Source organism: Saccharopolyspora sp. NPDC045941, assembly GCF_056431445.1.
The window spans coordinates 81,537-100,998 of the sequence record NZ_JBWKKU010000010.1 but is presented as its reverse complement, the minus strand read 5'-3'; the positions used below and the strand labels follow the sequence as shown (position 1 = coordinate 100,998).

The following is a 19,462-nucleotide window of genomic DNA, read 5'->3' as shown; positions in this document are numbered from 1 at the left end:
AATGGAAATCGAAGGTCCGATTTCCATTGAAATTGCGGAAGAACCCACCCCATCGGGTGTGGAACCGTCAGGGATGTCCTTGCCTCTCGCCTGGTCAGGCGAGTGCGTGCGTTGCCGTTGCGCCGCCGTCGGCCGTGAACTCCGCGCCGGTGCAGTAAGAGCTCTCGTCGCTGGCCAGGAAGACCGCGAGGGACGCGATCTCCTCCGGTTGCCCGACCCGGCCCAGCGCGACGCGCTTGCCGACGTGGTCCATCGGGACCTGGCCGCCCGCCGCGTCGTGGATCATCTGGGTGTCGATCGCCCCGGGATGCACCGAGTTGACCCGGATGCCCAGCTTGCCGAGCTCCATCGCGGCCACCTTCGTCATCCCGCGGATGGCGAACTTGCTGGCCGAGTACGCCACCAGCAGCGGCATGCCACCCAGACCCTCCACGGAGGACACGTTGATGATCGAGCCGCCCGCCTCGCGCATCGCCGGGATCACCTCCCGCATGCCCAGGAACGTGCCGATCTGGTTGACCCGGATGACCCGCTCGTAGTCGGTCAGGCTGGTGTCCGCGAGCTCCGAGAAGTGCAGCACCCCGGCGTTGTTGACCAGCACGCCGACCGGCCCGAGTTCGCGCGCCGCCCGCACCGCGTCGACCCAGTCGTCCTCCGAGCCGACGTCGAGGTGCTGGTACACCGCGGCCGGGCCGAGTTCGTCGGCGAGTTCCTTACCCGCCTCGTCGGCCACGTCCGCCAGCAGCACCTTGGCGCCCTCGGCGACGAAGCGGCGCACCGTCGCCGCGCCCTGGCCGCGCGCGGCGCCCGTGACGATCGCGACCTTGTCCGCTAACCGCATGTCACATCAACTCGTCTGTCAGCGGCAGCAGCACGGTCTTGAGCTCGGTGTACGCCTCGAACGCGGAGCGGCCGCCCTCCCGGCCGAGCCCGGACTGCTTGTAGCCGCCGAAGGGCAGGTGCGGCTCTACCTGGAACCCGTTGATCCCGACCGTGCCGGTGCGGATCCGCTTCGCCACCCGGAACGCCCGCCGGACGTCCGATGTGTACACCCCGGCGCCGAGGCCGTACTCGGAGTCGTTGGCCATCCGCACCGCCTCGTCCTCGTCGGTGAACGGCACGACCGTCAGCACCGGGCCGAAGATCTCCTGCTGCGCGACCGTCATCGCGTTGTCGACGTCGGCGAAGATCGTCGGCTGCACGAAGTTCCCGGCGCTCAGGTCGCCGTCCGGCCGTCCGCCGCCGGTGACTAGCCGCGCGCCTTCCTCGCGGCCCTTGTCGATGAAGCCCAGCACCCGGTCCAGCTGCCGCTGGTTGATCAGCGGGCTGGACAGCACGCCCGCGTCGAACGGGTCGCCGTAGGTGACCGAGCCGGCGATCAGCTCGGCGGCGCCGACGAACTCGTCGTAGGCGTCCCGGTGCACGAGCGCGCGGGTGTGCGCGACGCAGGCCTGCCCGGAGAGCCCGAGGGTGACCATGCCCATCGCGGTCATGCCCGCCAAGCCCACGTCGGCGTCCGGGAAGACGATGGCCGGGCTCTTGCCGCCGAGTTCCAGCGACACGCGCTTCATGGTGCCCGCGGAGGCCTCGACGATGCGGCGGCCGACCTCGCGGCTGCCGGTGAAGCTCACCTTGTCCACCTGCGGATGCGTGATCAGCGCTTCGCCGGTCGGGTCGCCGGGGCCGGTGACGACGTTGACCACGCCATCCGGGATACCGGCCTCCAGCAGCAGTTCCACCATCCGCAGCACGCTGAACGTCGCGTACTCCGACGGCTTCAGCACCACGGTGCACCCAGCGGCCAGCGCGGGCGCGATCTTCTGCGCGAACAGCAGGAACGGCGCGTTCCACGGCAGCACCGCGGCCACCACGCCGACCGGCTCGCGGAAGGTCATCGCCAGGTGGTCGCCGCCCTGGTACGGCGGCAGCGTCTCGCCGCCCGCCTTGTCGATCCACCCGGCGTGGTGGTCGAAGACGTCGGCCGCCACGTCCACCGATCCCGCGTAGACGGTGCCGAACGACAGCGGCACGCTGTTGTCCAGCGCCTGGCGGGCCCGCAGGTCGTCGGCGTTCTCGCGCAGCAGGTCGGCGCAGCGGCGCAGCAGCCGCACCCGCTCGCCGGCGCGGATGGTCGGCCACGGGCCTTCGTCGAACGCCCGGCGCGCGGCGCGGACCGCGTCGTCGACGTCGTCGGCATCGGCGATGGCGAAGTCGCCGATCGCCTCGCCGGTCGCCGGGTGGTGGTGCATCCAGGTCCGGCCCGCGCGGGCCTGCCGCCACTCGCCGTCGACCAGCAGCAATCCGTCTTTGAGCGCCGCGGCGTCGAGATGCTGCCGCACGGTCAGGGCCATCTGGCTCCTCCTCGCCTGGGGACTCTCTTGGCTGTGGGTATGGCTAGGGCAGGGCAAGCAGCTCGGCGCTGGCGAAGTTGCGTTCCGGGTCGCGCTGCGCGAAGTAGGCGCCGACGGTGCCGGCCAGCTCGTCCTCCGTCCACAGCGGACCGCCGGTGTCGAAGCGCTGCTCGACGACGGGCGCCGCCATCAGCGCGATCATCCCGCTGTGCACCACGAAGACCTGGCCGTTGATCGCCTGCGCGCCGGGGCCGGCCAGGTAGGCGACCAACGGCGCGACGTGATCGGTCGACAGCGGGTCGACGCCGGTTTCCGGTGCCGGGCCGAAGACTTCCTCCGTCATCGCCGTGCGCGCCCGCGGGCAGATGGCGTTCGCCCGCACACCCATCCGCCCCAACGCGCGCGCCGTGGACACGGTCAGCGCCGCGATGCCCGCCTTGGCCGCCGCGTAGTTCGGCTGCCCCGCAGAGCCGAGCAGGAACGCCTCCGAAGCGGTGTTGATCACGCTGCCGCAGGTCGATCCGGTCTGCTTGTACTCGTCCCGCCAGTGCGCTGCGGCGTTGCGGGACACCAGGAAGTGGCCGCGCAGGTGGACGCGGATGACGTCGTCCCACTCCTGCTCGGTCATCTTGAACAACATCCGGTCCCGCAACACGCCGGCGTTGTTCACCACCACGTGCAAGCCGCCGAAGCGCTGCACCGCGGTGCCGACCAGCTCGTCGGCGACGGCGCTGTCGGAGATGTCCCCGGCGACCGCCACGGCCTTGACGCCGAGCTCCTCGATCTCGGCCACCACCGCCGCCGCGCCATCGGACACGTCGTTGACCACGACGTTCGCACCGGCCCGGGCCAGGGCCAGCGCCTCCGCGCGACCGAGCCCCGCACCTGCTCCGGTGACGATCGCGACTTTCCCGTCCAAGCTCACCGCGCCTCCCGGCTCAGTCGAAGGTCACGATCTGGCGGACCATTTCGCTTCCCCTTGAGCACCGCTGCCTCCACCGGTTGGCCACCTCACCATGATCGCCCGCACTGTTACCCAAGACACAGTAGAACGTGTTCTCGCTTGCAATCAAGGGCCGGAGAGCAGATCGGGGAATATTCGCCGAATGCGCTGATATCCGACGTTGCAACCAGTTCTACCGATTCGCGCAGAACCGCCATCCGGGCCACGCCGACCGGTCATCCAGCCCGCACAACGAGCCACCCGGCCCCGGGTGACTGCTCCATTCGGGGACCGATCCGAACGCCGGGCCCGCATAGAACCGGTTTTCACGACCTCACGCGGCGCGCCGCTAGCGAAAAATCACTCGTGGCAGCGCGATGTATCGACCGCCTCGCCAGATCCGGACTATGGTAGGTGAAACATGTTCCACACGCTCTCCCGTCGACGCAGGAGGGATGCATGCGCATCGCCTACACGCCCGAGCAGGAGCAGCTGCGCAAGGAGCTGCGCCGCTACTTCGGCAAGCTCATGACACCGGAGCTCCGCGACGAACTGACCGCGCACGGCGACTACGGCGACGGCGCGGCCTACAAGCAGCTGGTCCGGCAGATGGGCGCGGACTGCTGGCTCGCGCTGGGCTGGCCGGAGGAGTACGGCGGGCAGAACCGGAGCATGCTGGACCAGCTGATCTTCACCGACGAGGCGGCGATCGCCGGTGCCCCGGTGCCGTTCCTGACGCTCAACAGCATCGCGCCGACCATCATGCGCTTCGGCACCCCGGAGCAGAAGTCGCACTACCTGCCGAAGATCGCGAGCGGCGAGATCCACTTCGCGATCGGCTACTCCGAGCCGGAGGCGGGCACCGACCTCGCCTCGCTGCGCACCACCGCCGACCGCGATGATGCCGAGTACGTGATCAACGGCCAGAAGATGTGGACCAGCCTGATCCAGTACGCGGACTACGTGTGGCTGGCCTGCCGCACCGACCGCGACGCGAAGAAGCACCGCGGCTTGAGCATCCTGATCGTGCCCACGGCCGCGCCCGGCTTCTCCTGGACGCCGGTGCACACCGTCGCCGGGCCGTCCACCAGCGCCACCTACTACCAGGATCTCCGCGTGCCCACGTCCGCTCTGGTGGGCGCCGAGAACGAGGGCTGGCCGCTGATCACCAACCAGCTCAACCACGAGCGCGTCGCGCTCACCTCCGCCGCCCCGCTGCGGCTCGCGCTGGACGAGGTGCAGGAGTGGGCGCGGGAAACGCGGCTCACCGATGGGCGCCGGGTGCTGGACCAGGAGTGGGTGCGGCGGCACCTGGCGCGCGTGCACGCCGGGGCGGAGTTCCTCAAGCTGGTCAACTGGAAGATCGCGACGACCGCGGAGCAGCAGCCCGCGCCGGCCACGGCGTCGGCGACCAAGGTGTACGGCACGGAGTTCGCCACCGAGGCCTACCACCTGCTGATGGAGGTGCTGGGCAGCGCCGCGTACGTGCGGCAGGGCTCCCGGGGCGCGGCGCTGCGCGGCCGGATCGAACGAATGCACCGCTCGTCGCTGATCCTGACCTTCGGCGGCGGGACCAACGAGGTGCAGCGGGACATCGTCGCCGCGGTGGGCCTCGGCCTGCCCCCGTCGAAGCGCTAGTCGTGAGCGATCGTGCCGGTAGGAACCGGCACGCACGACCCACTCACCACACTCGTGAGCGATCACTCCGGTAAATCCGGAATCACCGTTCGCCGCGGTGAAGGCCCCTAGGGAGGGTTCATGGACTTCTCGTGCACCGAGGCGCAGCTCGATCTGGGCGGGCTGGCCAGGGAGATCCTCGACGATCGCGTGACGAACGAGCGGCTGCGCGAGGTCGAGCGCGGACCGGACCGGTTCGACCGTTCACTGTGGACCGATCTGGCGCGGGCGGAGGTGCTGTCGGCGGCCTTGCCGGGTTCCGTCGGCGGCGGCGGTTTCGGGCTGCTGGAGCAGTGCTCCGTGCTGATCGAACTGGGACGCGCGGTCGCCCCGGTGCCCTACCTCGCCTCGATCACCACGGCCACGGCGGCGTTGGCCCGCTTCGGCGACCCCGATCAGCAGCAGCGCTGGGGCGTCCCGGCGGCGAAGGGCGAGCTGGTGCTGACCGCCGCGCTCGCCGAGGAGCACAACCCCGACCCGCGCCGTCCCGCCTGCCGCGCCGAGCGCTCCGGCGACGGCTGGGTGCTCACCGGCACCAAGACCACGGTCCCGGCCGGCATGGTCGCCGATCTCGTGCTGGTTCCCGCGTCCACATCGGACGGACCGAGGGTCTTCCTCGTCGAACCGGCGCAACTGTCGGTGGAACGGCAGCGCATCGTGGACGCCGACAGCGAAGCTTGGCTGGAGCTCGACGGCGCGCGGGTCGGCGACGACCGGGTGCTGGGCGACGATCCGGCGGCGCTGGACTGGCTGCTCACCCGGGCCACCATCGGCACCTGCGCGCACCAGGTCGGCGTCCTCGAGCGGGCGCTGGAGCTGACCGCCGCGTACGCCCGCGAACGCGTGCAGTTCGGGCGGCCGATCGGCAGCTTCCAGGCCGTCGCGCAGCGGCTGGCCGACGCGTTCATCGACGTGGAGGCCGTGCGGCTGACGCTGTGGCAGGCGGCGTGGCGGGTCGACGAGGGACTGCCGTGCGCGACCGAGGTGGCCACCGCGAAGTTCTGGGCGGCCGACGCCGGGCACCGAGTGGCCCACACCGCGGTCCACGTGCACGGCGGCGTCGGCATCGACGTCGACCACCCGCTGCACCGCTACTTCGTCGCGGCCAAGCGCAACGAGTTCTCCTTCGGCGGCGCGGCCGACCAGCTGGGCCGGCTCGGCGACGCCCTGGCGGTCTGACATGACGCCGACGGTGACCGAACTCCTGCTCGCCCGCGCCGACGACGACAGCTGCGGGCTGCGGTTCGAGGACCGCGCCTGGACGTGGTCGGCGAAGGTCCGCGCCTGCGCCCAGTACGCCTCGCTGCTGGAATCCCTGCGCCGCCCTGGCCCCTTCCACGTCGGCGTCCTGCTCGGCAACGTCCCGGAGTTCGCGTTCCTGCTCGGCGGCGCGGCCCTATCCGGCGCGGTGGTCGTGGGCCTGAACCCGACGCGACGCGGGGCGGCGCTGGCGCGCGATGTCCGGCTGGCGGACTGCCAGCTGGTCGTCACCGACAGCGCGCACGCGGAGCTGCTGGACGGCCTCGACCTCGGGACGGCGGAGCTGCTGGTCATCGACGAGCCGCGGTGGCAGGCGCTGCTCGTCGAGCACGCCGGCAGCGCGGTCGATCCCGTGCCCGCGACGCCCGATGACCTGCTCGTGCTGGTGTTCACCTCCGGCACCGGCGGCGAGCCGAAGGCGGTCCGTTGCACGCACGGCAAGATCGCCGCGCCCGGCCGGATGCTGGCCGACCGGTTCGGCCTGACCGGCGACGACGTGACCTACGTGTCGATGCCGCTGTTCCACTCGAACGCCCTGATGGCGGGCTGGGCGGCCGGCCTGGCCGCCGGGGCGGGCATCCGCTGCGCAGCCGCTTCTCGGCCTCCGGCTTCCTGCCCGACGTGCGGCGCTTCGGCGCGACCTACGCCAACTACGTCGGCAAACCGCTCTCGCACATCCTCGCCACCCCGGAACGGCCGGACGACGCCGAGAACCCGCTGCGCGTGGTGTACGGCAACGAGGGCAACGAACGGGACCTGGCGCGGTTCGGCGAGCGGTTCGGCTGCCGCGTCGTCGACGGTTTCGGCTCCTCGGAGGGCGGCGTCGCGGTGGCCCGCACTCCCGACACGCCGCCCGGTGCGCTGGGCAGGCTCCCCGACGGAGTCGCGGTGCTCGACCCGGACACCGGAAAACCCTGTGCCCGGGCGGAATTCTCCGCCGACGGCCGCCTGCTCAATCCCGGTGAGGCGATCGGCGAGCTGGTCAACACCGCCGGTTCGGGCTGGTTCGCGGGCTACTACAACGCCCCGGAGGCCGACGCGGAGCGGATGCGCGACGGCATGTACTGGAGCGGCGACCTCGCCTACCTGGACGCGGACGGCTTCTGCCACTTCGCGGGCCGTTCGGCCGACTGGCTGCGGGTGGACGGCGAGAACCTCGGCACCGCGCCGATCGAACGAATCCTGTTGCGCCACCCCGAGATCACCGAGGCCGCCGTGTACGGCATCCCGGACCCGCAGGTGGGCGACCAGGTGATGGCCGCGCTGGTCGCGACGCCCGGGTTCGACCCCGCGACCCTCCACGACTTCCTCACCGCCCAATCCGATCTCGGCCCAAGCAGTGGCCCCGCTACGTCCGGCTCGCGGCGGAACTCCCCCGCACCGCGACCTTCAAGGTCGTCAAGCGCCAACTCGCCGCGGAGGGCCGCGAAACCGCGGACCCGGTCTGGCACCGTTCGACCACCCGCTACTCCCCGGCGCCCGATCAGGCCAGGTAGCCGCCGTCGACGTCGAGGACCGCGCCGGTGATGAACGACGCGCCGGGTCCGGCCAGGAACGCGATGGCCGCCGCGACCTCCGCCGGCCTCCCGAACCGGCCCAACGCGTTCGCCGAGCGCTGGACGTCGGCGAACGGCCCTTCGTCGGGGTTCATCTCGGTCGCCACCGAGCCGGGTTGGACGACGTTGACGGTGATGCCGCGCGGCCCCAGGTCCCGGGCCGCGCCCCTGCTGTAGCCGGTGATCGCGGCCTTCGTCGACACGTAGTCGGCGACGCCCGGGAACCCGGCGCGGGTGGCCTGCATGGAGCCGACCGTGATGATCCGGCCGCCTTCGCCCATCGTCCGCGCGGCGGCCCGGATGGCCGCGGTGACCCCACCGACGTTGACGGCGAACTGGCGCTCCAGGGCGGCCGGATCGCCGTCGGCGTCGACCCGGCCGGGGACGAAGCTCGCGGCGTTGTTCACCATGATGTCCAGCCGCCCGAAGCCGGCGGCCACGGCTCCGACGAGATCGGCCACCTGCCGCGGATCGCCCTGGTCGGCCCGGTACGCGGCAGCCCCGTCGAGCTCCGCCACCACTTCCTCGGCCCGGTCGCCGGACGTGGCGTAGCTGATCGCCACCGTCGCCCCCTCGGCCGCCAGCGCCCGGGCGGTCGCCGCCCCGATGCCGCGCGATCCGCCGGTCACCAGCGCGACCTTGCCGCTCAACTTCTTGCCTTCCATGGGAAATTCCTCGTCTCTCGGTGTCAGGAGCGGTGGGCCGGCTGGCGGTCGCGCTGCAGCATGAAGCCCGCGATGCCCAGCCCGGCCACCGTGAGCAGGGCGCCGACGAGGTAGATCGACCGCAGGCCGAGGCCGCTGTCGATGACCTGCCCGCCCAGCCATCCGGCGAACGCGGCGGCGACCTGGAAGCCCGCGGCGTTGACCGCCACCGCCAGCGTGGGCGCGGAACCGGCCGCGGCCAGCACGCGGGCCTGCATGCCCGGGATGATCGCGAAGGCCAGCACGCCGATCACGAACGTCAGCACCGCCGCGGGCACCTGCATGCCGCCGACCAGCCAGAACAGCGCCAAGGTCCCGGCCAGCACGGCGAGCAGACCGGCCACCGAGGGCATCAGGGCCTTGTCCGCCAGCCAGCCGCCGAGGAAGTTCCCGACCACCGCGCCCGCCCCGTAGACCAGCAGCAGCACCGGGACCGCCCCGGCAGCGAAGCCGCTGACGTCGGTGAGCAGCGGGGTGATGAACGAGAAGACGGTCACCACGCCCACGTTGCCCACCGCGGTGAGGGCGATCGCCAACTGGACGTCGCGGCGCACGAGCACGCGCAGCTCGGCGAGGACCGGACCGGTGGCGATCGCGGGCTGGGCGGGCACGAAGCGCAGCACCAGCAGCAAGGCGACGCCGACGAGCGCGGCGACGGCCGCGAACGTCGCCCGCCAGCCGAAGTCGTGACCGATGAAGGTGCCGATCGGCGTGCCCAGGATGATGCCCAGGTTCATGCCGAGGGCCACCTTCGCCACGGTCGAGGCCTGCTTGTCCGCCGGGGCCATCGAGACGGCGGTGGCGATCGCGACGGCGAAGAACGTGGCCACGACCAGGCCGGCGACGAACCGCGCCACCAGGAGCACCGGGTAGTTCGGCGCCACCGCCGAGCCGAGGTTCCCGGCGAGGGACACGGCGATGAGGCCGACGATGAGCGGTTTGCGGGCCAGTCGCGCGGTCAGGACGGTGACCACCGGCCCCCCGACGATCATGCCCAGCGCGTAGGCCGTCACCAGCAGGCCCGCCGCGGGGAGCGACACCGACAGGTCTGCGGCGACGTCCGGCAGGATGCCCGCGATCACGAATTCCCCGGTGGTGAAGCCGAAAACGACCAGCATCAGGGACAACAAGGGAAGCGGCACGGAACCCCCAACTAGTTCGAACTCACATGATGTGAATTAGAACTACCACAGTTCGAATCATCGCCGCTAGACTCGACCCATGGCGAGGGATCCGTCGACGAGCAGCCAGATCGACCGGGACGTCTGCAAGCTGGTGCACCAGTTCGCGCAGACCCTCGACGTCCACGTGCGCCGCGTCGCCGAGGAGCTGGGCCTGACCGCATCGCAGGTCGTCGCGCTCCGCGAGCTCTCTGAACCGATCACGGCGCGAGAGCTCGCCGCCAGGATGTCCTGCGAGGCCTCCAACGCCACGTTCGTGCTGGACCGGCTCGAACAGCAGGGCCTGGTCGAGCGCCGGCCGCACCCGACCGACCGGCGCGCCAAGCAGATCGTGCTCACCCCGGCAGGCCGGCGCAGCCGGACCACCGTGGTCCGGCGGCTGAGCACCCGGTCCCCGCTCACCCCGCTCTCCCCGGAGCAGCAGGAAACCCTGCGCGAGCTGCTGCAAGCGCTCGTCGAGCCCCGCGACTAGCCGCGCCCGGCGCCGACCTGGTGTCCCAAGTGGACTTCCAAGGCGCCGGACGAGCGTCGACGTGATGGTGATCACATCGGGGCGGAAATCCTCCCGCGATGTCAACCCCGGAACGTCCTAGCCGAGTACAGGGTTCATGAGGGACACCGCACGGGGGTTACGCGAGTCTTGACGGTCGAAGAGTTCGAGGAGTTCTACGCGCTGTCGGCAAGGCGGCTGATCGGTCAGCTGTGCCTGGTCACCGGTGATGTCCACGAAGCCCAGGACGTGGTGCACGAGGCATTCGCGCGGGCGTGGGCGCACCGGAGCGCGCTGCTCCACGACGGCGCGCCGGAGGCGTGGGTGCGCGTCACCGCCACCCGGGTGGCCATCAGCCGGTGGCACCGCGCCAAGCGCGCGACGCAGGCGTGGGCCCGGCTCGCCGGCCAGCGCCCGGCCGTCGCGGACGAGCCGGACCCGGGAGGGCTCCTCACGCTGTCCGCGATCCTGCGGCAGCTACCGCCGAGGCAGCGGCTCGTGATGGCGCTGCACTACGTCTGCGACCTGTCCGTCGCGCAGATCGCCGAGGAGGCCGGGATGTCCACCGGAACCGTGAAGACCCACCTGGCACGGGGCAGGGCCGCGGTGGCGGCGCGGATGGACGACATGTTGCGCGCGGAGGACCACGGTGCCTGACCACCACTTCGAGCCCGCCGAAGCGGCGGAAGACCAGGTGCGCGCGGCATTCCGCCGCGCCGCCGCCGAAGCCGAGCGGCACGCGTCTCCGTTGCCCGCCGGCGAGATCACCAAGCGCGGCGGGCGGCGGCTGCTGCGCCAGCAGATCGCCGCCGGGGTCACCGGCGCGGCCGCCGTGGTGGCGATAGCCGTCGCGATCACGGTGGCCACCGACGGCCGCGAGCAGCAGCCCGTGGTCCCCGCCGGCCCGGCGCCGACGCTCACCACGTCCGCCGTGACGGCGGTCGTCCCGTCCTCGTCCGCCTCGAACCCGCCCATCACGCCCAGCACCCCGATCACGACGGAGTCCCGATGAGCACCACCACCGCCGTTCCCACCACCGCCGCGGCCCGCAGCCACCGCGCGGTGTCGAACCAGGCGGTCCTGTTCCTGCTGTGGGCGGTGTTCTTCGGCTGCTACGCCTGGCTGTCGTTGTCCCGCTACAACAGCTACGGCTCGATGTCGTTCGACCTGGGCATCTTCGAACAGGTCGTGCGCTCCTACGCCGAGGGCCGGATGCCGGTCGCGGACCTGCTGGGCCCCGGGTTCGTGATCTTCGGCGACCACTTCAGCCCGGTGCTGGTCCTGCTCGCGCCGCTGTACTACCTGGTCCCCTCCGCCCAGACGTTGCTCGTCGCGCAGGCGGCCCTGTTCGCGCTCTCGGTCGTGCCGGTCACCCGGGCCGCCACCCGCCTGCTCGGCGGCGCCCGGGGGCGGACCGTGGGCGTCGCCTACGGCCTGTCCTGGGGCGTGCAGCGGGCCGTCGACTTCGACTTCCACGAGATCTGCTTCGCCGTCCCGCTCGTCGCCTTCGCCCTGGAGGCGATGCTGGCGCAACGGTGGTGGCGCGCGCTCGCGCTCACCGCGCCGCTCGTGCTGGTCAAGGACGATCTCGCCCTCACCGCGGCGGCGATGGCGCTGGTGCTGGCCTGGTGCGCCAGGCACGACAAGCGGTTCGCCCGGGTCGCCGTGGCCAGCGCCGTGCTGTTCGGCGTGATCTGGGCCTGCGTCACGCTGCTGGTCATCCCGTCGTTCAGCCCGACGGGCGCGTACCGGTACTGGGACAAGATCTCCGGCGACACCCCCTTCCCCGCCTCGCTGCTGGAGGGCGTGGACGAGAAGTTCAGCACCACGCTGTGGCTCCTGATCCCGACGACGGGCCTGATCGCGCTCCGCTCGCCGGTGCTGCTGGTCATCCTCCCGACGCTCGGCTGGCGGTTCGCGTCCGTCGAGGAGCACTACTGGAGCACGGACTGGCACTACAACGCCGTGCTGATGCCGATCGTCACGCTCGCGATGGTCGACGCGATCGCCCGGCTGCACGAGACGCATCCGTCCTGGTTGCGGGGCTACGCCTCGCACCTGCCGGGACTGGTCCTGGCGGCGGCGGCCGCACTCAGCTTGATGCTTCCGATCGGGCAGCTGACCAAGAGCAACGACGAGCGCTTCGACCAGGACCCGGTCGCCGCGGAGAGCGTGCTGAGCCAGATCCCGGACGGCGCCACGGTTCTGGCCAACAGCCCCACGATCGCGCACCTCACCGACCGCTGCCGGGTCTTCTTCCCCGGCAACACCGAGGGTTTCGTCCCGGACTACGTCGCCGTCTACGAGCCGGACAAGACGGCCGAGGAGATGCGCGACTACGCCAGGGAATACGGCGGGGCCAGCTTCCACGTCCTGTCGGAGGACGAGGGATTCTGGGCGCTGCGCCGCGATTCCTGAGGCTCAGCGGAGCTTGTTGAGGGCTGCGATCGTCTCGTCCAGCTCGGCGAGGAGGTCTGCGATGACGTCGGCGACCGGGCGGATCTGGTTCATCCGGCCGACGATCTGACCCACCGGCATCGAGACCACTCCCGGATCGCCGGAGCGCATGATGCGCTGGTGCGCCTCGCTGACCAGGATGTTCTGCAGCGGCATCGGCAACGGCTCGGGGGCGTCGTCGGCCGCCCACGAGTCCGTCCAGCGGGTCTTGAGCAGCCGGGCCGGTTTCCCGGTGTAGATCCGGGAGCGCACGGTGTCGCTGGAGCCCGCCGCCAGCAGCGCCTGCTGCGTCGCCGTGTTGCCCGGCATCTGCTGGTATTCGCTGGTCGTCAGCCAGTACGAGCCCAGCCACGCGCCGCCGGCGCCGAGCGCTAGCGCCGCCGCGATCTGGCGGCCGGACCCGATTCCCCCGGCCGCCAGCACCGGAGCCCGGTCGCCGACCGCGTCGACGATCTCCGGCACCAGCACCATCGTGGCGATCTCGCCGGTGTGCCCGCCGGCCTCGTGCCCTTGCGCCACGACGATGTCCACGCCGTTGTCGACGTGGCGACTGGCGTGCTCGGCCTTCCCGGCCAGCGCGGCGACCAGCACGTCGTGATCGTGGGCCTGCCGGATGACGTCCACCGGCGGCGAGCCGAGGGCGTTGGCGATCAGCCGGATGGGATGCCGCAGCGCAACATCCACATGGGACCGCGCGACCGAGTGCAGCCAGCCGAGCACGCCGTCCGCCTGCTGCTCGCCATCGGCGAGCTCCGGCACGCCGAGGTCCGCCAGCGTCCGCTGCACGAACTCCCGGTGCTCCGGCGGGATCAGGGCCTGCAGGTCGACGGCCGCGCCCTCGGTGGGGATCTTCGCGGGCATCACGACGTCCACGCCGTAGGGCCTGCCGTCGGTGTTCTCGTTCATCCAGTCCAGCACGGCGTCCAGCTCGTCGGCGTCGTTGAACCGGACGCAGCCGAGCACGCCCATCCCACCGGCCCGGCTGATAGCGGCCGCAACGTGCTCAGAAGGCGTGAAGCCGACGATCGGATGCTCGATACCCAAGGTGTCGCAGATCTTCGTTCGCATAGCAGATCTCGTCTCCGAACTCATTTTGCGTGGCGGTGCGGGTGGCGGTCCCCCTGCGGGAGTTACAGACGCCGCCTGGTCTGTGGGAGCCCCGACTTACGTATGTCCAATACGCGGCATCGGGGACTGGCCTCGCCCAGTAGCCCGGAAGGGGCGGGCACCGTCTGAGAACCCGCGGCGGTGCAAGTCGCTTAGGTGGGCTAAGCGGCTGCGCCGCTTCAAGAACAAAGGAAAGCCAAGTTCAGCTGCCCTCAGCTCGGTTCGGTGGCTGTCTCGCGCCGCGACGGCTTGCGCACGTCGGCCGGCTCGTGCGTCTCGGTGTGCCGCTTCGCCCAGGTGTAGTCGGGCTTTCCGCTGGGCGAGCGGGTGACCTGGTCCACCAGCCACAGGCTGCGCGGCACCTTGTAACCCGCGATCCACTCCCGGACGTGCGCGTCGAGGTCCGCGAGCCCCGGCGTCGCGCCGGCCCTCGGCTGGACCACGGCCGCGACCCGCTGGCCGAGCCGCTCGTCGGGCACCCCGACGACCAGCGCGTCGAACACGTCGGGATGCGACTTGAGGGCGGCCTCGACCTCCTCCGGGAAGACCTTCTCGCCGCCGGTGTTGATCGACACCGAGCCGCGTCCCAGCATCGTCACGGTGCCGTCGTCCTCGATCCGCGCGTAGTCGCCCGGGACGACGTAGCGGGTGCCGTCGATCTCGACGAACACCGACCGCGACTTCTCCTCGTCCTTGTAGTAGCCCAGCGGCACGTGCCCGCTGCGGGCCAGCCACCCGATCTCGCCGGGATCCGCGAAGCTCCCGTCGTCCCTGATCACCGTGGTGTCGGCATCGGCGTTGACCCGCGGGCCGCCGGTCTGCGCGCTGTCGCGCCCGATGACGCCGATGCCGCTGAACCCGGTCTCCGAAGAGCCGATCGAGTCGGTGATCACCACGTTGGGCAACGCGTCGAGGTACTGGCGCTGCACCGATGGCGAGAACAGCGCGGCGCTGCTGGAGATCGCCACCAGCGACGAGGCGTCGTAGTTGCCCTCGTGGAACGCCTCGATGAGGGGCCGGGCCATCGCATCGCCCACGATCGCCAGCACGTTGACCCGCTCCCGCTCGACCGCCCGCCACACCTCGTGCGCGTCGAACTGCGGCACGAAAACCACTGCGCTGCAAGCGAAGAGGTTGCCGAAGCTGGCCCACTGGGCCGCGCCGTGGATGAACGGCGCGGCGGGCAGCCGGATCAGGCCACCGCTCTCGGCGCCGGCGCGGGCCTGCTGCCACTCGTCGCGCATCGCCTCACCGGTCATGAAATCGATGCCGCCGCCGAGCACCCGCCAGACGTCCTCGTGGCGCCACATCACGCCCTTCGGCATGCCCGTAGTGCCGCCGGTGTAGAGCAGGTAGAGGTCGTCGGCGCTGCGTTCCGGGAAGTCCCGCTCGCCGGACCGGCCGGCCAGCACCGACTCGTACTCGATGCCGCCGTACCCCGCGTAGTCGGCGTCGCTGCCGTCCTCGATGACGAGAACCTCTCGCAGCTCCGGGAAATCCGGCCGGACCTTGGCCACGTTGTCGCTGTAGCGGCGCTCGTGCACCAGGGCGGCGAGGTCGGCGTTGCCGAAGATGTAGCGCAGTTCGTTCGGCACGTAGCGGAAGTTGATGTTGATGGGCACCGCGCGGATCTTGTAGGCCGCGAGCATGGTTTCCAGTGCCTCGATGGAATTCCGGGAGTAGACCCCGATGTGGGAGCCCGGCCCGAGGCCGCGGGCCGTGAGGTGGTGCGCGAGCCGGTTGGCCCGCCGGTCCAGCTGCGCGAAGGTCAACCGCCGCTCGCCGCAGACCACGGCGACGCGATCTGGCACCAGATCGACGGCGTGCTCGAAAAGATCTGCGATGTTGTATGCCACCTCAGAGAAAGTAGAACGTGTTATCGTTCTGGGCAAGAACCCGAAAAGCCGAATCATTGTCACGTTCTGCAAGCCCCGGACAGCCGCTCGCGGAGCGTGATCCGGCTTGCCGTCCGGCAGGTTCCCCCTGCGGCCGAACGGGTGATCCGGCGAGCCGATTCCCAACACCGACCGGAAAGGTTCCCATGACGTCGACAACCGAGGTCGTCGAGCAACCCCACTGCCTGGTCGAGCGGCGCGGCGCGGTGCTCGTGGTGACGATGAACCGGCCCGAGGTCCGCAACGCCCTGTCCGGGCCCATGCTGGAGATCATGCGGCAGGCCTGGGACGAGGTGGACGGCGACGACGACATCCGGGCGTGCGTGCTGACCGGCGCGGGCGGCGCGTTCTGCGCCGGCGCCGACCTGAAGGCGATGACGCAGGCGCATCCCGGCGACACCGCCCGCGGCATGGACATGTCCGTGATCGAACCGCTGCTCAAGGGCCGGCGGCTGACCAAGCCGCTGATCGCGGCGGTGGAAGGGCCCGCGGTGGCGGGCGGCACGGAAATCCTGCAGGCCACCGACATCCGGGTGGCGGGCGAGAGCGCGCGGTTCGGGGTATCGGAGGCGCGCTGGGGCCTGTTCCCGCTGGGCGGCTCGGCGGTCCGCCTGCCGCGCCAGATCCCGTACACGGTCGCGGCGGACATCCTCCTGACCGGCAGGCACATCTTCGCGCCCGAAGCCAAGGAACTGGGCCTGATCGGCCACGTCGTCCCGGACGGCCAGGCCCTCGACAAGGCCCTCGAACTGGCCGGCCTCATCACCGCCAACGGCCCGCTCGCGGTGCAGGCGATCCTCCGCACGATGCGGGAAACCGAAGGCATGCCGGAGAACGAGGCGTTCCAGGTGGACGCCCGCCTCGGCATGGCGGTCTTCGGCAGCGAGGACGCCAAGGAAGGCCCCAGGGCCTTCGCGGAGAAGCGCAAGCCGAACTTCCGCGGCAAGTAGCGTCGTGAGTGCTTTGGAGCGCGGTAGCACTCCAAAGCACTCACGACGGTCGGCATCGGGGCCGTGAGTCCTTCGCAGGCCGGAGGACTCACGGCAACCGCCCTCAGATCGCCCGGTCGCGGTCGGTCCAGTAGGGCTCCCGGAGCTTTCGCTTGTAGAGCTTTCCGTTGGGGTCGCGGGGAAGTTCCGCCGCGAAGTCGATGCTGCGCGGGATCTTGAACTTCGCCAGCCGGTCTCGGGCGAAGGCGATGAGGTCCGCCGCCAGCTCCTCCCCCGGCTCGACGCCGTCGGCCGGCTGCACGACGGCCTTGACCTCCTCGCCCCAGTCCGCGTGCGGCACGCCGAACACCGCCACGTCCGCGACCTGCGGGTGCACCGACAGGGCGTTCTCGATCTCCGCCGGGTAGATGTTCACCCCGCCGGAGATGATCATGTCGCTCTTGCGGTCGCACAGGTACAGGTAGCCGTCCTCGTCGAGGTAGCCGACGTCGCCCATGGTGAACAGGTCGCCCACCCGTGCCTGCTTCGTCTTCTGCGCGTCCCCGTGGTACTCGAAGCTGGAGCCGCTCATCCGCATGTACACGGTGCCGATCTCGCCGGTCGGCAGCTCCGCACCGTCGTCACCGAGCACCTTGACCGTCGAGCCCGGCCACGCCTTGCCGACCGAACCCGGCTTGTCCAGCCACTCCGGCGCGGTGATCGAGGTGCCGCCGCCCTCGGTCGCCGCGTAGTACTCCACCACCACCGGCCCCCACCACTCCAGCATCGCCCGCTTGACCTCGGGCGGGCACGGCGCGGCCCCGTGGATCGCCGCGCGCAGCGACGAGACGTCGTAGCGCGCGCGGTCCTCCGGCGGCAGCGCCAGCAGCCGGTGGAACTGGGTCGGCACCATGTGCGTGTGGGTGACGCGGTGCAGTTCGATCAGGCGCAACATCTCCGCCGGGTCCCAGCGGTCCATCAGCACCGCCGTGTGTCCGAATTGGACGGAGTGGCTGACGAAGTTGAGCACCGCTGCGTGGTACAGCGGCGAGCCGCACAGGTGCACGTGGTCGTCGAACGGCTGCAGGCCGAAGATGCCGAAGAACCACTTCGCCGCGGCCGGAACCTCGTCCGGGTCGGCCCCGGTCAGCGGGCGCCGAACGCCCTTGGGGCGACCGGTGGTTCCCGACGTGTACAGCATGGGCGAGCCGGTCGTCCGCACCTCCGGGCGTTTCGGCGGCTCCTGCGCGCCGAGCCCGGAAAGGGCCTGGAATCCCGGGATCTCGCCGACCGCGAAGCGGGCCGACGCGGGAAGCCCGCTGCGCGCGGCGGCATCCACGGCCACCTCGGCGAACCGTTCGTGCGCCATGAACGCCTTCGCGCCGCTGTCCTCGATCATGTAGGCGACTTCGGCACCGACGAGGTGCCAGTTCACCGTCACCGCGTACAGCCCGCATTGCAGCGCCGCGAAGTACGCGGCGAGCAGGTCATCGCCGTTGGGCAGCATCAGGACGATGCTGTCGCCGGCCTCGAGACCCATGCTCTGCAGGCCGCGTCCGTAGCGGTCCGCGGCGGCGGCGAGTTCGGCGTAGCCGACCGCCCTTCCGTCCGGTGCGATCACGGCCGTCCGGTTCGGTTGTTGCTCGGCGATCTTCCACAGCCCGATGTCGGACACGGCGGACTCCTGTCGACGATGACGCGGGAATCGGAGTACTGAGCAGGCGCGGCGGTGGGCGAGGAGTCGTGAGCGCTGAAGCCGGTTCTTACCGGACTCAGCACTCACGACACCGCACGCCGACCCGCGCGACCTACAAACTAGAACCCGTTACAGATTTTCAGCAAGCCCCAGCGCGTCCGCGACGCCGCGCAGGTGCCCGGTCTCGCGGCAGCCGACCAGCAGCGTGTCCACCCCGGCCCGCTCCCACTCCCGCACCCGGCTGCGCACCGTTTCGGCGTCGCCGATGATCGCGATGTCGTCGACCATCTCGTCCGGCACCGCCGCGACCGCCTCCTCGCGCCGCCCGGCCGCGAACAGCCGCTCCACGTCGTCGACGGCGGATCCGTAGCCCATCCGCCGGAACAGCTCGGCGTGGAAGTTCATGCCCGGCGCGCCCATCCCGCCGATGTAGAGGGCCAGCGAGGGCTTCAGCCGCGCCCGCTCCGCCGCCGGGTCGTCGGTGACGACCACCTGGCAGCTGGCCGCGATCTCGAACTCCTCGCGGCTGCGGCGCGCGCCCGGCCTGGCGAATCCCTCGGCCAGCCAGTCCTCGTACGTCGCGGCGATGCGCGGCGAGTAGTACACCGCCAGCCACCCGTCGGCGATCTCGGCGGTCTGCGCGACGTTGCGCGGCCCCTCGGCGCCCAGCCAGATCGGCAGGTCGGCGCGCAGCGGATGGGTGATCGGGCGCAGCGACTTGCCGAGGCCGAGCGAGCCGGGCCCGTCGTAGGGCAGCGGGTGGTGCGGGCCGGCGTTGCGCACCGGCGCCTCGCGGGCCAGCACCTGCCGCACGATCGAGACGTATTCCCGCGTCCTGGCAAGGGGTTTCGCGAACGGCGTGCCGTACCAGCCTTCGACGACCTGCGGGCCGGACACGCCGAGCCCCAGCACGCAGCGCCCGCCGGAGAGGTGGTCCAGCGTCAGCGCGTGCATCGCGCACGAGGCCGGCGAGCGCGCGGAGAGCTGCGCGACCGAGGTGCCCAGCCGGACCCGGCTCGTCCGGGAGCCCCACCAGGCGAGCGGCGTGAACGCGTCCGATCCCCAGGACTCCGCCGCGAAGATCCCGTCGAATCCCGCGCGCTCGGCTTCGAGAACGAGTTCTTCCGCATTCGACGGCGGTTGCGCACCCCAGTATCCGAGCTGCAGCCCTATCTTCATCCGCGAACCTCCTCGTCCGGCGGCACTGCTCCGAATC

The 19,462-nt window shown here is 71.1% G+C and carries 17 protein-coding genes and 1 pseudogene; 9 read left to right on the top strand and 9 right to left on the bottom strand.

Annotated features, from left to right (window positions below; genetic code table 11):
• Window positions 1-94 precede the first annotated feature (94 nt).
• Genes AC07FN_RS10720 through AC07FN_RS10710 form a run of 3 tightly spaced genes read right to left on the bottom strand, consistent with a single transcriptional unit; the run spans window position 95 to window position 3,276 of the window.
• Complete coding sequence (locus tag AC07FN_RS10720; RefSeq protein WP_478395416.1) at window positions 95-841, bottom strand: glucose 1-dehydrogenase; 747 nt, start codon at window positions 839-841, stop codon at window positions 95-97.
• 1 nt (window position 842) lies between these two features.
• Window positions 843-2,351 carry an aldehyde dehydrogenase family protein gene (locus tag AC07FN_RS10715; RefSeq protein ID WP_478395415.1) on the bottom strand — a complete coding sequence of 503 codons (1,509 nt, stop codon included), beginning with the start codon at window positions 2,349-2,351 and terminating at the stop codon, window positions 843-845.
• Window positions 2,352-2,394: 43 nt separating this feature from the next.
• On the bottom strand, window positions 2,395-3,276 hold the full coding sequence (locus AC07FN_RS10710; RefSeq protein ID WP_478395414.1) for a 3-oxoacyl-ACP reductase: 882 nt from the start codon (window positions 3,274-3,276) through the stop codon (window positions 2,395-2,397).
• A gap of 477 nt (window positions 3,277-3,753) precedes the next feature.
• On the opposite strand from AC07FN_RS10710, the gene AC07FN_RS10705 reads away from it, so the two are divergent.
• The 4 genes and pseudogenes from AC07FN_RS10705 (at window position 3,754) to AC07FN_RS10690 (ending at window position 7,758) form a co-directional block, all read left to right on the top strand.
• The gene (locus AC07FN_RS10705; protein WP_478395413.1) at window positions 3,754-4,932 is read left to right on the top strand and encodes an acyl-CoA dehydrogenase family protein; all 1,179 of its coding nucleotides are present in this window, start codon (window positions 3,754-3,756) and stop codon (window positions 4,930-4,932) included.
• A 120-nt stretch (window positions 4,933-5,052) separates the two neighbouring features.
• Complete coding sequence (locus AC07FN_RS10700; protein ID WP_478395412.1) at window positions 5,053-6,150, top strand: acyl-CoA dehydrogenase family protein; 1,098 nt, start codon at window positions 5,053-5,055, stop codon at window positions 6,148-6,150.
• 1 nt (window position 6,151) lies between these two features.
• Window positions 6,152-7,191, top strand: a pseudogene (locus AC07FN_RS10695) (AMP-binding protein); the annotation flags it as partial.
• Between the two features lie 87 nt (window positions 7,192-7,278).
• Window positions 7,279-7,758 carry an AMP-binding enzyme gene (locus tag AC07FN_RS10690; protein ID WP_478395499.1) on the top strand — a complete coding sequence of 160 codons (480 nt, stop codon included), beginning with the start codon at window positions 7,279-7,281 and terminating at the stop codon, window positions 7,756-7,758.
• Here AC07FN_RS10690 and AC07FN_RS10685 read toward each other — a convergent pair.
• Together AC07FN_RS10685 and AC07FN_RS10680 are read right to left on the bottom strand one after the other, a co-directional pair.
• Window positions 7,715-8,452, bottom strand: a complete 738-nt coding sequence (locus AC07FN_RS10685; RefSeq protein WP_478395411.1) for an SDR family NAD(P)-dependent oxidoreductase — start codon at window positions 8,450-8,452, stop codon at window positions 7,715-7,717. The genes AC07FN_RS10690 and AC07FN_RS10685 overlap by 44 nt on opposite strands.
• A 23-nt stretch (window positions 8,453-8,475) precedes the next feature.
• Entirely contained in the window at window positions 8,476-9,633 is a 1,158-nt protein-coding gene (locus AC07FN_RS10680) for an MFS transporter (RefSeq protein ID WP_478395410.1), read from the bottom strand.
• Between the two features lie 79 nt (window positions 9,634-9,712).
• On the opposite strand from AC07FN_RS10680, the gene AC07FN_RS10675 reads away from it, so the two are divergent.
• The 4 genes from AC07FN_RS10675 (at window position 9,713) to AC07FN_RS10660 (ending at window position 12,580) form a co-directional block, all read left to right on the top strand.
• Window positions 9,713-10,144, top strand: coding sequence for a MarR family winged helix-turn-helix transcriptional regulator (locus AC07FN_RS10675; RefSeq protein WP_358572809.1), 432 nt, complete (start codon window positions 9,713-9,715; stop codon window positions 10,142-10,144).
• A 168-nt stretch (window positions 10,145-10,312) separates the two neighbouring features.
• Window positions 10,313-10,819, top strand: coding sequence for a SigE family RNA polymerase sigma factor (locus tag AC07FN_RS10670; protein ID WP_452615841.1), 507 nt, complete (start codon window positions 10,313-10,315; stop codon window positions 10,817-10,819).
• On the top strand, window positions 10,812-11,174 hold the full coding sequence (locus AC07FN_RS10665) for a hypothetical protein (RefSeq protein WP_478395409.1): 363 nt from the start codon (window positions 10,812-10,814) through the stop codon (window positions 11,172-11,174). The genes AC07FN_RS10670 and AC07FN_RS10665 overlap by 8 nt, the downstream gene beginning before the upstream one ends.
• Window positions 11,171-12,580, top strand: coding sequence for a DUF2079 domain-containing protein (locus tag AC07FN_RS10660; RefSeq protein ID WP_478395408.1), 1,410 nt, complete (start codon window positions 11,171-11,173; stop codon window positions 12,578-12,580). The genes AC07FN_RS10665 and AC07FN_RS10660 overlap by 4 nt, the downstream gene beginning before the upstream one ends.
• Before the next feature lie 3 nt (window positions 12,581-12,583).
• On the opposite strand, the gene AC07FN_RS10655 is transcribed toward AC07FN_RS10660, so the two are convergent.
• Window positions 12,584-13,687, bottom strand: a complete 1,104-nt coding sequence (locus AC07FN_RS10655; protein WP_478395407.1) for an NAD(P)H-dependent flavin oxidoreductase — start codon at window positions 13,685-13,687, stop codon at window positions 12,584-12,586.
• 251 nt (window positions 13,688-13,938) lie between these two features.
• Window positions 13,939-15,582, bottom strand: a complete 1,644-nt coding sequence (locus AC07FN_RS10650; RefSeq protein ID WP_478395406.1) for an acyl-CoA synthetase — start codon at window positions 15,580-15,582, stop codon at window positions 13,939-13,941.
• A 185-nt stretch (window positions 15,583-15,767) separates the two neighbouring features.
• Between AC07FN_RS10650 and AC07FN_RS10645 the strand changes: the two genes are divergently transcribed.
• Window positions 15,768-16,571 carry a crotonase/enoyl-CoA hydratase family protein gene (locus tag AC07FN_RS10645; protein ID WP_478395405.1) on the top strand — a complete coding sequence of 268 codons (804 nt, stop codon included), beginning with the start codon at window positions 15,768-15,770 and terminating at the stop codon, window positions 16,569-16,571.
• 103 nt (window positions 16,572-16,674) lie between these two features.
• Here the strand turns inward: AC07FN_RS10645 and AC07FN_RS10640 are convergent, their stop codons facing one another.
• Both AC07FN_RS10640 and AC07FN_RS10635 read right to left on the bottom strand, forming a co-directional pair.
• Entirely contained in the window at window positions 16,675-18,225 is a 1,551-nt protein-coding gene (locus AC07FN_RS10640; RefSeq protein ID WP_478395404.1) for an acyl-CoA synthetase, read from the bottom strand.
• Between the two features lie 150 nt (window positions 18,226-18,375).
• A complete protein-coding gene (locus tag AC07FN_RS10635) occupies window positions 18,376-19,425 on the bottom strand; it encodes an LLM class F420-dependent oxidoreductase (RefSeq protein ID WP_478395403.1) in 1,050 nt (349 codons plus the stop codon).
• Between the last annotated feature and the right edge of the window lie 37 nt (window positions 19,426-19,462).